This is a genomic window from Spirochaetota bacterium, assembly GCA_034190085.1.
Lineage (GTDB): Bacteria > Spirochaetota > UBA4802 > UBA4802 > JAFGDQ01 > JAXHTS01.
In genome coordinates, this window is the sequence record JAXHTS010000071.1 from 1 (window position 1) to 13193 (window position 13193).

Sequence of the window (13193 nt, forward strand, 5' to 3'; positions counted from 1 at the left end):
CATACTTCTCACCCTTCCGAGCCCCTGTAGCCCAACTCATGGTTCCAACACCATCTCGCTTGCCATCCTTCCAATTACCGGTATAGGTGCTTCCATCCGCATAGGTGTAGGTGCCCTCCCCATCCATCTTGCCATCCTTCCATTGGCCTGCATACTTCTCACCCTTTCTAACCCCTGTAGCCCAACTCATGGTTCCAATGCCGTCACGCTTGCCGTCCTTCCAATTACCGGTATAGGTGCTTCCATCCGCATAGGTATAAGTTCCCTCTCCATCCATCCTACCATCCTTCCATTGGCCTGCATACTTCTCACCCTTCCTATCCCCTGTAGCCCAGGTCATGGTTCCAACGCCGTCACGCTTGCCATCCTTCCAATTACCGGTATAGGTGCTTCCATCCGCATAGGTGTAGGTACCCTCCCCATCCATCTTGCCATCTTTCCATTGGCCTACATATCTCTCACCCTTCCTATCCCCTGTAGCCCAAGTCAAGGTTCCAACACCATCACGCTTGCCACCCTTCCAATTACCGGTATAGGTGCTTCCATCCGCGTAGGTGTAGGTGCCCTCCCCTTCAATTATATCATCCGTCCATTCTCCCGTATATTTATCACCCTTCTTATCTCCACTAGCCCAGGTCATCACCCCCTGTCCATGTCTCTTGCCATCCTTCCATTGACCAGTATATTCGCTCTTATCTGGATAAATATATGTCCCATAACCATTATCACAATCCCCATTCACACATCCATACTTTTGTACTTCATCCTTTGCTTTTAGTCTTGTTTTACTAATATCGCCACTTTTTTTAGTAGCTGGCTGATCCCCTTTGGTATCAAATCCTTTACAGCTAATTTGTGGAATTGACAAAATAAGCAGGGATATTACAGATGCACCAAGCCATCCTTGGATTCTTTTCTTTCCAGAGCGAAAGGAATCAGGAAATAATTCGTATAAGGTTAATATTAAATAATTTCGAGGAGGAGATATAATTCTTTTAATAATATTTATTAACATTTTTTTCTCCATAAAATAAGAGATATTCAATTATGTACGATGAGGAGTGTAGAATGTCAATGTAAAATAGATGACTAAATAATAAAAGTAGAATTCAGTTAGAATGGAAAAATCATAATATCCAATTAAAATGAGATTATCAGTTTTGTGGCGTATTCAAGAAACTGATTGGATGAGTCTCCCAATCGAAATGGAAAATACTCGACATTGATTAAAAACTTTAGTATCATTTTGATCATAATAATAATCAAATGTACTGAATAAACCGATTTTACTCCATCCCTATAATTGTAAATATCGAGAATAAAATTACGAGAAATATAAGATTACTAAATAATAGGGATTTCAATAATTAGGGAGAATGATGTAAAAATTGAGAATAGTTTTTTATTTGACAAAAAGGCAACATTAAAATAAGAGTGAACAAACTAAAAAGATGTTAACATTTTCACTCACTGAAAATATGATGATTCTTATCCATATGTATCCATAATTTACTGAGGTGAATAGTTTATTTAGGTTCATTGAAGTATGCAATACATTGTTAGCAGTATGCACAGTATTTTTATTGAATTAGGAAAGTAAAATGAGTAATATACAAACAACATTTTCATTAAAAGCTAGTCAAATTGAAAAGAAGTGGTATCTTGTAAATGCTGAAGGAAAGGTCTTGGGTAGGCTTGCTACTGAAATAGCGAGAGTACTTAGGGGAAAGCATAAACCCTTATTTACACCCCACCTAGATACGGGTGACAATATTATAGTAATAAATGCTGAAAAGGTAATTTTAACAGGAAGCAAATCTGAAGATAAATCTTACTTCAGGCATTCTGGTTATCCTGGTGGAGAAAAATTTGTTAATATAAAAAAGATAATGAATGAACAACCAGAGTTTGCTATTGAGCACGCAGTAAAGGGCATGTTACCTAAAAATAGAATAGGGCGAAGCATATTCAAAAATCTTAAGGTTTACAAGGGATCGGATCATCCTCATGAAGCTCAAAAACCTGAAGAGATTAATTTATAATACTAATAATTGTCCAATATACAGGGCCTATGAAAAGAAGGGATAGACCCTAGAACTTTAATGATGGTAGAGCCGATAAGAAATTTATCCTTTACCTATAGACAAGACGATTTAAAAATCCTATTAGGAGTTAATGAAGTGACTGAGAAAATGTATTATGCAACTGGAAGAAGAAAATCAGCTGTTGCGAGAGTATGGCTAAAACCTGGATCAGGGGAAATTATTATCAATAAAAAGCCGGTATCAAAATATTTTAGACGACAAACCCTTGGATTAATAGTCAGGCAACCCCTTGAGACACTTGGGAAGGTTGAATCTTACGATATCATATCAAGTGTAGTTGGAGGTGGGTGGTCTGGTCAAGCAGGCGCTGTTAAGCTTGGAATAGCAAGATGTCTCGTTCAAGCAGAGGAGAAGAACAGAAAAATACTCCGAGATGCAGGTTTTCTTACACGAGACTCCAGAATGGTAGAGAGGAAAAAATACGGAAGGAAGAAAGCCAGGAAAAGCTTTCAATTCTCAAAACGTTGAGATTCTTTTCAAATATTTAGATTAAAAGAGAGGTTTTTCCATCTGTTGGATTATCCTCTTTTTTTATATAACCGAATCCCTAAACCTAAAACGAAATTCAAGCGGTTGAAGCCTTTATAAATATTTATAAGATTAAGAAAAAGCTCAACCATTGTAGAGATCATCAAAATTAATCTTTCGACAATCCATTGAAATCAAGAACACAGGGTGTGAAATCGGATATCTTGATATGTAAATTGTTGCGATAACCCTCTGGATCACCTCCTAATTGAAATGGGGCGCTCTGTTCTATTTCTATTATTATATCCCTTACTAAAAAGTCATAAAGCTTTCTATGTTCCCATTTCCCAAGCCATATAGACCTTAATTGTGAAAGCATTTTAAGCGCATTTACATTGGTTATTCGTAAGTTCATATAACCGGATTTAGCCCTGGCAAAAGGCATTACCTTCAACTTATATCCAAAATCACTGGTAGTTCCGAAAATAACTGTATCCACTGACCCCTGGTAAATAACGTCTCCTCTTTTCAAAGGGATTTCCCTTATCCCTTTGGAATAGCTCGCAGAATAAACAGGCGAATTTGAATCATTGATTATTCGAACATTGAGTTTAAATCCCTTAAACAAAATATGTGGAATTGATTTGAAAAGTGTTGCTGCGAAGTAACCAGCTAAAGTGTTGCTAATCTTCCATAAAATGCCTTTGGTAAAACGATTCTTTAGTTTAAGATAGTCATTGAGGATCAAAGCATCTATACCAAAACCACCGAAATGGAACATTCTTCCCTCTGCCTCTATCATGTTAAATGTTTCATAAGTTAGCTCCTCGAAAGCTAAGGGTTGTATCTTCCAGATTGGTTTAACACCCTTAGGCACACCCAATAAACCGGCCCATGCATTGCCTGTCCCGAGTTTTAAGATGCCAAACTTTGGCATCTCATAATCTCCCCCAGCTTTGTTACACGCTTCAACCTTTAAGTGTATCTGTTCAATTATACGCATTGCTGTTCCATCCCCTCCGCCGCACAGAATAAGGGAGTATCCCTTCTCTATAATCTCATCCAAGCACTGGTCTGACTGCTCAATTGTATGTGTTACATAAATATCATCCACATCCACATGCCTATGAAAGAGTTCCAGAACGCTGTCATTAACCTTGCGTGCATTCATATTTAATATAACCGCAAAAGTTTTAATATTTGACCTCCATGAAGCGATAAAAAATTATAAATAGGGATAATAATAGAATTGTTATGATTCTGTCAAACTGAAATATTAAATCTTTGAATTACTTATATTATTTTCTAATAATTATCATAATGCAAAAAGATATAAAAAATCACTCCTGTTATAGGTATAATGCTTTATAGATGAATAGATCAAGATAATAAGAAATACATTAATAGGTCATAGAATAGCTAAGGGCTATCCTGGGAATAAATTATAATATAGAATTCAATTGAAGAAAGATATTTCTTTAGCCTACAAAAAACTAATTGTAGGTTGACACAAAAACCTGTATCAGAAAACATGCTCATGATGATTAGAACTGTATAGTATAAAGAATAGACAAATACTGACGAATTTGCATCCTCTCCGGTCTGTTTAATTTAATCCTCATTTAATCATAAATTAGTTATAAGTGAAATACAGTATTATAATTACATGTCGACCAAGGAGTCTTATTAATTAACTATGAACAGAAAAAAATTATATTCAAAACATACAATGTTAAAAGATCTCCTTATCATAATGAAAAAGATCGCACTATCATCAATTAACATATTCCTCATAACAGCAATTGGGATTGCGGATGAAGGGTCTGGACGAACTTTTATCACTGCTGATGAGATAAAGAAGATGAATGTACGGAACTTTTATGATCTATTAAATCAGGTTCCAGGCATTGTTGCAGATGTATCCACTGTATCGATACGCGGCTCAAAGAAGGTGAAGGTACTTCTTGATGGTCGCTCCATAAATGATCCAGTCTCTGATGATGTTAAGTGGAGTCAAGTCTCTATAAACAACGTGGAAAGGGTTGAGATTTACAAAGGCGGGGGTAGTGTTGAGTATGGTGGAGACTCCAGCGGTGGGGTTATATTGATCACTACAAAAAAGACAAAAAAATGGAGTGGGAATATTGAATCCTATGGTGGAAATCTATGTACTCAGTGTTACAGTACGGATTTACAGACAAATATCAATAACTTTATCGCAGGCGTTTCAGTTGGATATCACCGTACAGATGGCTTTCGTACAAATGATGATAGAGAAAAAAAGAGAGCAGGGATTAAGCTATCCTATGAATTGCAAAAGGATATTAAATTTTCTCCTTCATTTGATTATTATAATGAGAAAAGAGGTCTGGCTGGGGTTGTTGGACAACCTACACCTGAATACCGTAAGTATTATGAAACCAATTCAGGCACTTTGATTTCAAAAATTAAAAAGATAAAGAGCAGAACATGTATTATTGATGTTGTGGAAAAGAACAAAAATCCCGATGTTCCAATTGAAGTAAGGTTGCATCCAATAACTTTTGATCAAGAAATTACTTCACAGTTCGCCATTAATGAACTTGGTAAACTGAGCATGGGTACTGGCATTCAGTATGCAGAGGTTGATGTAACGAAAGGTCTACCAGATGGAGAGGAAGAAGAGATGCATATAGATAGGAAATCCTGGATTTTTGCAACATATGATTATCAGTTCAAGGATTTTCCTCTATCTTTATATTCAGGGGTAAGGGGCATCTATTATTCCAGATTCCCAAATGCTATCAATCCTGAGATTCAACTTAGGTATGGAAGGGAGAAGAATGGTATCATTGTTGGATTCAACATGACAGATAATTCTCCAACCTTTAAACAGAGATATAATCAAACAACTGTAACCATGCCAAATCCGGATCTTAATAAGGAAAGGGCAATAAACAATAGTATAACCCTATTCTCCCATCAAATAGAATCCATAACTGTAAATATAGCTCCATTTTATAATATTGTATATAAAATTATTGTTTTAAACTCTTTTTATGATGGTGGGCAAAGATTTTTAAAATATGAAAACGTAGACAAGGCTATACTGAATGGAGTTGACACCTCCATAGACTGGAGACCTGCACAAACCTTTTGTCTTAATCTATGTTATATCTATCTTAGAGCAAAAGATGATAGTACCAATAATAACCTGCCTGGAAAATCGAGGCATGAAGTAAAAATAAAATCTATAATACAGCCCTTTAATATTGTATCAATTGCCATTACAAGCTCCTATATCTCAAAGCAATACAGCAATATTAGCAATAGTAAATCAGTTGCTGGTTATTATCTTACTACATGCAGGACTGACCTCAAACTAAATAACCTTAAGGCCTTTGCTGAGGTAAAAAACATTTTTGATGAAGAGTATATATTATACTATGGTTATCCAGAATCGCCTAGAACATGGATCGCTGGACTACAATATGAATTCTGAATCAACTTAATGTAATAATATTAAATAACAGAAACCTCATATTCTAAAGGTACTAATCCACATTATCCTATTGATATAACTCATTTGATTAAACTCATCACTGTATCACCGCTAAGGTTCGATATGCTGGAAATGGAGCTGTAATCTATTTCAGAAAGGGCAGTTTCAATATTCCTTCTAATAGCCTCAACCTCTGAATCAGCTAAATTTGAGGCAAGTATATTCTCCACCTCTATCTGCAACCTCTTTAGTTTGGAAATATCTAAATCTATTAGATCATCTATTTCATTTATCTTTAGATTTAGATCGCCTTCCAAATCGCTATCCTCTACAAATTTATACAAAACCTTTTCATCTTCAAACCTTACACCATTTAGAATACCATTCTGATTGTCGAATCCTTCAGCCCTGTCCTCCTTTAGCTGAAAGATGCCATCCTTTATGATCTGATTGCGCGTGAGTGATGATTGGATTGCCTTCAACTCATCCTGCATTAAAATAAGCCTGGAATTTATCTTTTTTCTAATCTCTATAGAGTCTGACTTTAACTCCTTACCCTTTTTCCCGACAGATTGTTCATCCGTCTGTATCTTACTATTCATCCTCTTGGCAGTGCTAATGATCCCATCTACAGATACCTTCATCTAGACACCATCCATTGCGTAAATTTTTAAAATAATGAAAAAAATTATCCCATCTCAATTTTAAGCTATCCATTTTAATGAACACCTGCACAAAGGAGACTCAAGCTCTTGTAAGAACAGAATATAAGAATCCCTTGTTAATATGCAAAATCACATTATCAAGCTATCTATAAATGCAATATAAAAATATTAACATGCAAAATATGGTAAAACTATAGATATCCCCAAATTAATAAATAAAATTGTCTACCGTCTCATTTACATGCTTAAGAAACACCAATTTTTTTTTAACATACAGAAATATACAGTTTTGTCAATCAATTATTTACAAGAGACATAATTTTATTCAACCCTCTCGATTATCAATCATACAGTCATTATTATACTGCGTCCTTTGCGATCTTATCCATTTTCATAGAGATAATTCTGGACACCCCGGGTTCTTCCATTGTTACGCCGTAGATTGACTCACCAATACTAATGGTCTTTTTATTATGAGTAATAATAATAAACTGCGTTCTCTTTGCAAATTTTTTAAGCAACTTAATAAACCTGCCAATATTCTCTTCATCCAATGGAGCATCAATCTCATCAAGAAAATAAAAGGGAGAAGGCCTCACCATATATGTTGCAAAGAGAAGAGCTATTGCCGTTAACGCCCTCTCGCCACCGGATAAAAGATTTATATTCTTAAGCCTCTTCCCTGGTGGGCGTGCCATTATGTCTATTCCACTCTCAAGTATGTTGCTTCTATCCGTCAATTCTATTGTGGCATCCCCACCCTCGAAAAGTTGTTTAAAAACAATAGTAAAATTCTTCCTGATCTCTTCAAAGGTTTGCTCTATCATCTGAACAGAAGTGTCAACTAAATCTCTTATAACGGATAGTATACCATCTCTGGCCTTTTCAATATCCTCTTTTTGACCTTGATAATAATTAAACCTCTCTTTCAGATTATTATATTCTTCAACAGCAAGATTATTTATTGGGCCCAGTTCCTGCACCCTCTTTTTAAGTTCCTGAATAGTAGCTTGAAAATGATCGTAATCCGTCTTCTCAATGTCACTTGGTTCAGGTAAATCTGAAGTCTTTTTTTCATACTCTGTCCATAAATATTCCTCAATAGATTTAATCCGAAAATCGATTTCAATAAGGTTTTTTTCCCTTTCGCTAATTTTTTCAACCACCTGCTTCTGATATTCAATATCCCTCCTATAGGCATCCGCCCTCTTTTGTGTTACTATGTTTATCTCCTCTCTCTTGGCAGTATTCTCGTGCATGTTCTTTTTGAGTGACTCACTCTTCTTATTGAATTCGAATAAAAGAGACTCCCATTCCTTAATCTCACCAGCCAACTTTTCTGCGATATTTTCAGATTGGGATATATCATCCATAAAATTCTCTATCTGTTTTTCAATATCAATTATCTGCATGTCAAGTGACTTAAGATGTTTCTCAATCCAATTCTTCTCATTTTCATTTATTGACAACTCCTTCTCCAATCTAGAAATTCCCCTATTCACATTCTCAAGTTCATTTTGTTCTCTTTGGATATACAATTCCAAGGCATCTATCTCAGAGCGTAAATTATCAATCAAAGACATCTTATCTCTGATGTTTCTATCTAAATCTTCTTTTTTTGCATGGATACCAGTTTTATCAAAGAGAATAGACCTAAAGCCATCCTCATATCTCTCAAACTTCAATATATCAACCTTTAGTGATTCTATATCAATATGACTCAAATCCTCAAGAGCCACCTCCACCCTGCCTGCCGGCAGGTTGATTAAAGCATCTTGAATTTTACTATCAATATTATTCAATCTATCATTTATTCGACCCCTTACCTCCTGTCTTTTCACTTCAGAAAGCATAAGCTCCGCCTTTCGTTTTTCAATAGCATCAATGAGCCTCTTTATCACCTCCTCAAGGTTATCCCTTAACCCTTTTAGCCCCAGCTCCTCGGACTCTATTCTACCCTTATTCTCTTCAATGTTATTCCTTGACTTCTGTATTGAATCCAACTTCAACTTTTGTATTCCCAAGAGTTCATCCAACTTACAGTTATCAGTTTTAAGCCTATTCGCTAACTCCCTGCCAGCATTCTCTGTTTCACCCCTCTCTTCTCTTAATCTATAAAGATTTTTAATCCGTTCGTCTGTCTTCTTTTTTATACTATCCCTTCGATTATGTTGCTCTTTTATTAGTCTATAATTCTTCTCTGTTTTGTTAATAATATCCTCTACCTTTATACGATATGTATGGAGTTCCTTATCCAACTCAAATAGTTGCAATTGAATATCATTTTTAAGCTTCTCATCCCTCTCATTCTCAGCAGAAATCAATGACACCTTCGCTGAAATACTCTCCCGCTCCTGTCGAAGCCTTTCAATCCCGCTTTGCAATTTTATCTTTTTTTTACTTAAAAGTATATATTTATGAATATGCAATTTGATGTCATTATCCTTTATGCCTTCTTTCAATGAAAGGTAAGTATTCAATTTTTCCGCTTGTTTAGCCTTTAAATCCCTCTCTCTTTCAATTTCCTTAATAATGTCATTAATCCTTTCGAGATTGCTCTCTGTATCATTTAATTTCTTTAGCGATTCCTTCTTCTGAAACTTAAACCGAGAAATTCCTGCAGCTTCTTCAAAAAGGAACCTGCGATCCTCTGGCTTATTGGATAGAATTAAATCAATCTTGCCCTGCTCCATTACAGAATAAGCGGATTTACCAATTCCTGTATCTAGGAAGAGTGTTTCTATCTCCTTTAATCTGACTTGCGATTTATTTATATAATACTCCGATTCTCCATCACGGAATACACGTCGACTAACTGTTACTGAATCGGAAGCAATATCCAGCAATCTACTTGAATTATCTAATGTGATAGAAATCTCAGCCAATGAAACAGGCTTTCTCTGTTCAGTACCGCTGAATATTACATCCTCCATCTTTTCTCCGCGTATACTCCTAGCCTGCTTCTCCCCAAGAACCCATCTTACACCATCCATGGTGTTAGATTTTCCGCATCCATTGGGGCCTACAATTACAGTAATCCCTGGCTCGAAAACAATTCGCACCTTATCGGCAAAGGATTTAAATCCGAACATCTCTAAAGATTTTAGAAACATGTAAACAACCTAGATAAATTATAATTTTACGTCAATGAATGCGCTGCGAATAAGCGACATAATATTATTGACTTGGCACTACAAATCTAACACCAATTGCCACATCGATGTAACTAAAAGAAAAGTTATTCAGTGATGAAACAACTTTACTTGGCAAAAATACTATATCTTTATCAATCATTTATTAAAACAATTACTCAAAATCAAATTCAAAGTGCAACAAAAACAGCGTTGAACGAAAAACTAACATATCAGCATCAACAAGTCAATAGAATATATTTATCAATATTACTTTACCTAGTGAATGAATAGAGACACCATCAGAATACTACCTAAAACTAAATCAGCTAAGCATAAGCTCTATAAAATAAGATAGTGAATATTGGTTTCAAGGAGTAATAAAATGTATGGAAGTAACAAATGTATGGAATAATCTATAATATTTTTTTTATTATTAGTCAACTACTACAAACTAAAGGTGGTAGTAGTTGACTAATCTATAAATGGAACAGCTTATTTCTTTAGTAAAGCTGCAGCAGTAACCCCAATCTCTGCGGCATTATCCACAACTGTTATTCCAGCATCTCGAAGAGCTTCCATCTTTTCTGCAGCAGTACCCTTGCCTCCTGATATTATGGCTCCGGCATGTCCCATCCTCTTCCCCTTTGGAGCTGTTTGACCTGCTATGAAGGCTACAACAGGCATTGATATATTCTTTTGTATAAAATCAGCTGCCTCGATTTCTAGAGTGCCGCCGATCTCGCCAATCATTACAACAGCTTCTGTTGCCGGATCCTCTTGAAAGAAAGAAAACAGTTCAATAAAACCTAACCCAATAATAGGGTCACCACCTATTCCGATAGCTGTTGTAATTCCAAGGCCTGATTTAACAACCTGGTTAACCGCCTCATAGGTAAGTGTGCCGGATTTGCTGATTAGCCCTACATTACCCTTCTTAAAAATAAAACCAGGAATAATGCCTACCTTAGCTTCGTCAGAGGTGAGTATTCCAGGACAATTTGGTCCGATTATTCTTGCGCCCCTTTTCGTTGCATAAGGTTTTGCCATTACCATATCTTTTACAGGAATTCCTTCAGTAATGCATACAATCAATTCAATCCCAGCATCAGCAGCTTCCATAATTGCCTCTGCGGCAAAGAATGGGGGAACAAAGATTAGAGAAACATTAGCGCCTGTTTGAAGCACAGCCTCTTCAACACTATCAAACACAGGCCGTTCAAGATGAGTCTGCCCTCCCTTTCCAGGAGTCACACCACCAACAACGTTTGTCCCATAGTCTATACATTGTTGTGCATGAAATGTCCCTTCCTTTCCAGTAAATCCCTGTACAATAACCTTACTATCTCTGTTTACTAATATTCCCATTACTTCACCTCCTTCACCGCATCAACAGCCTTTTTAGCCCCATCAGCTAAATCGCCAGCTGCAATAATATTTTCAATGTCACTATTCTCTAAAATCTCTTTGGCAACATCACAATTTGTGCCATCTAACCTGACAACAATAGGCACCTCAACCTTTGTCATTTTTGTTGCTTCTATAATTCCATTTGCTACCCTATCGCATCGAACAATTCCGCCGAATATGTTTACAAATATTGCCTTAACATTTTGGTCTGCTAATATAATCTCAAACCCCTTTGCCACTGTTTCCGGGCTAGCTGTGCCTCCGACATCAAGGAAATTAGCAGGTTCTCCGCCATAAAACTTTATTATATCCATAGTTGACATGGCTAAGCCCGCTCCATTAACCATACAACCTACATTGCCATCAAGTTTTACATAACTTAAATTGTGCTTGCCAGCTTCAGTTTCACTGGGTTCCTCTTCATCCAAATCCCTTAACTCTTCAATGTCCTTATTCCTGTCCAAGGCATTATCATCAAATCCCATCTTTGCATCTAAAGCGAGAAATTTTCCTTCATCAGTTTTTATTAGCGGATTGATCTCCACCATATTCGCATCTTTATTCATATAGGCCTTATACAAGGCCTTTGCAAATCTGATGAATTCCTTTGTCTCATCCTTCGAAAGCCCCAAACCCTTTGCTAATTTTCTTCCATGATAACCAAGAAATCCTGTGGACGGATCAATGGCAGCCTGTACAATTTTTTCAGGAGTTTTTGATGCAACCTCTTCAATCTCCACACCACCTTCAGAAGAAGCCATAATTACATGCATCTCCTTGGACCTATCCAGGACCATCCCAAGATAGTACTCAGCTTGAATATTTGCACCCTCTTCAATATAAATCTTCTTTACTTCTTTACCCTCCGGACCGGTCTGATGGGTTATAAGCGTCTTCCCTAATATTTCATTAGCGAACTCCTTAACCTCATTAATGCTCTTTGCAAGTTTCACACCACCGGCTTTACCTCTGCCACCAGCGTGAATCTGAGCTTTTACGACCCACACCTTACCACCAAGCTTTTTTGCATTCTCAACAGCCTCTTCAGGTGTAAACGCCACATGCCCTCTTGGAGTAGGGACATTATAGTCTCTTAAAATTTCCTTTGCTTGATATTCGTGAATATTCATATCCTCCTCTCTTCTTATCTCAATATTTATAACTAGACTGATCCTACAACTTCTATAATTTAATCTGGAATTTCAGCTTCACGCTCATCTTCCTGTCAACTTAGATCAATCTAAATCCACTAATTTAATAATAAAACATCCTTCACTTACTATTTTTATAATACACTAACCCCTTATCGGAAACTCAAATCAAAAATAATCCTATTTATAAATTTAGTATTAGAATTTACAGAAGCATTAAGCACAGGTCTCTTCAGTAAAATTTCCCCATTTCAAGTAACCTGTAAACCGCTTTTAAGATGCCTGACTATTGTTAAATTATTAACTCTATGGTTATATATAAAATTCGGAGCGAAGATAAATCGGAAATTCCAAATGTCAAGAGAAAATGATATAATTATTAGCAAAAAAGGGAACCCAACTTTATCCATTCCCAGAACGACATTTCATCAATCAATAGCAAATACAGAAATATTAATTTTTATTGACAGATTCAACATTAACAATTCATGTTGGTAAAATAATTCGTAATTCAAGTTATTATTTTTTTATAATTATAATAATATATCTACTCTTTCAAGGTATCGAATATTGAAATGTTTATTAGTGTCAATCATTTCAATAAAGATATTTTCTCATTCATTACACAAATAATATTATTTTGAGACAATGATTCAAGACTTATTTTGATTGTTGCTAGCTTAATCCAAAAGAGCATGATGAAGGGATTCAAATGAGAATTATGAGTTCAAAGGAGTAAGTTGACCGTACATATTTGATTATAGTAAGACCCTTGAATCTCA

Annotated in this window: 9 protein-coding genes; 3 read left to right on the forward strand and 6 right to left on the reverse strand. The window is 36.0% G+C overall.

Features of this window, described 5'->3' with window-relative positions; genetic code table 11:
• Positions 1 to 1015 (reverse strand): hypothetical protein (locus SVZ03_13890; GenBank protein MDY6935300.1); only part of this gene is annotated, 1015 nt, incomplete at its 3' end.
• Positions 1016 to 1601: 586 nt separating this feature from the next.
• Between SVZ03_13890 and rplM the strand changes: the two genes are divergently transcribed.
• Together rplM and rpsI are read left to right on the forward strand one after the other, a co-directional pair.
• On the forward strand, positions 1602 to 2042 hold the full coding sequence (gene rplM / locus SVZ03_13895) for a 50S ribosomal protein L13 (GenBank protein ID MDY6935301.1): 441 nt from the start codon (positions 1602 to 1604) through the stop codon (positions 2040 to 2042).
• Between the two features lie 150 nt (positions 2043 to 2192).
• Positions 2193 to 2573, forward strand: coding sequence for a 30S ribosomal protein S9 (gene rpsI / locus SVZ03_13900; protein MDY6935302.1), 381 nt, complete (start codon positions 2193 to 2195; stop codon positions 2571 to 2573).
• Between the two features lie 169 nt (positions 2574 to 2742).
• Here the strand turns inward: rpsI and SVZ03_13905 are convergent, their stop codons facing one another.
• Positions 2743 to 3744: a diacylglycerol kinase family protein gene (locus SVZ03_13905; GenBank protein ID MDY6935303.1), complete on the reverse strand. Its 1002-nt coding sequence runs from the start codon at positions 3742 to 3744 to the stop codon at positions 2743 to 2745.
• Positions 3745 to 4269: 525 nt separating this feature from the next.
• Here SVZ03_13905 and SVZ03_13910 point away from each other — a divergent pair.
• Positions 4270 to 6054: a TonB-dependent receptor gene (locus tag SVZ03_13910; GenBank protein ID MDY6935304.1), complete on the forward strand. Its 1785-nt coding sequence runs from the start codon at positions 4270 to 4272 to the stop codon at positions 6052 to 6054.
• 80 nt (positions 6055 to 6134) lie between these two features.
• Here the strand turns inward: SVZ03_13910 and SVZ03_13915 are convergent, their stop codons facing one another.
• From SVZ03_13915 to sucC, 4 genes are all read right to left on the reverse strand, one after another.
• Positions 6135 to 6698, reverse strand: a complete 564-nt coding sequence (locus SVZ03_13915; protein ID MDY6935305.1) for a hypothetical protein — start codon at positions 6696 to 6698, stop codon at positions 6135 to 6137.
• Positions 6699 to 7078: 380 nt separating this feature from the next.
• A complete protein-coding gene (locus SVZ03_13920) occupies positions 7079 to 9832 on the reverse strand; it encodes an AAA family ATPase (GenBank protein ID MDY6935306.1) in 2754 nt (917 codons plus the stop codon).
• A 513-nt stretch (positions 9833 to 10345) separates the two neighbouring features.
• Entirely contained in the window at positions 10346 to 11218 is an 873-nt protein-coding gene (gene sucD / locus SVZ03_13925; GenBank protein ID MDY6935307.1) for a succinate--CoA ligase subunit alpha, read from the reverse strand.
• On the reverse strand, positions 11218 to 12408 hold the full coding sequence (sucC, locus tag SVZ03_13930; GenBank protein ID MDY6935308.1) for an ADP-forming succinate--CoA ligase subunit beta: 1191 nt from the start codon (positions 12406 to 12408) through the stop codon (positions 11218 to 11220). Before sucC ends, sucD begins: the two co-directional genes overlap by 1 nt.
• Positions 12409 to 13193: the final 785 nt, after the last annotated feature.

Excerpts from the sequence above, each read along its gene's own strand:
- rpsI (MDY6935302.1), top strand. The coding sequence starts at position 2,193 with ATGTATTATGCAACTGGAAGAAGAAAATCAGCTGTTGCGAGAGTATGG.
- SVZ03_13915 (MDY6935305.1), bottom strand. The coding sequence starts at position 6,698 with ATGAAGGTATCTGTAGATGGGATCATTAGCACTGCCAAGAGGATGAAT.
- SVZ03_13905 (MDY6935303.1), bottom strand. The coding sequence starts at position 3,744 with ATGAATGCACGCAAGGTTAATGACAGCGTTCTGGAACTCTTTCATAGG.
- sucD (MDY6935307.1), bottom strand. The coding sequence starts at position 11,218 with ATGGGAATATTAGTAAACAGAGATAGTAAGGTTATTGTACAGGGATTT.
- SVZ03_13910 (MDY6935304.1), top strand. The coding sequence starts at position 4,270 with ATGAACAGAAAAAAATTATATTCAAAACATACAATGTTAAAAGATCTC.
- SVZ03_13920 (MDY6935306.1), bottom strand. The coding sequence starts at position 9,832 with ATGTTTCTAAAATCTTTAGAGATGTTCGGATTTAAATCCTTTGCCGAT.
- rplM (MDY6935301.1), top strand. The coding sequence starts at position 1,602 with ATGAGTAATATACAAACAACATTTTCATTAAAAGCTAGTCAAATTGAA.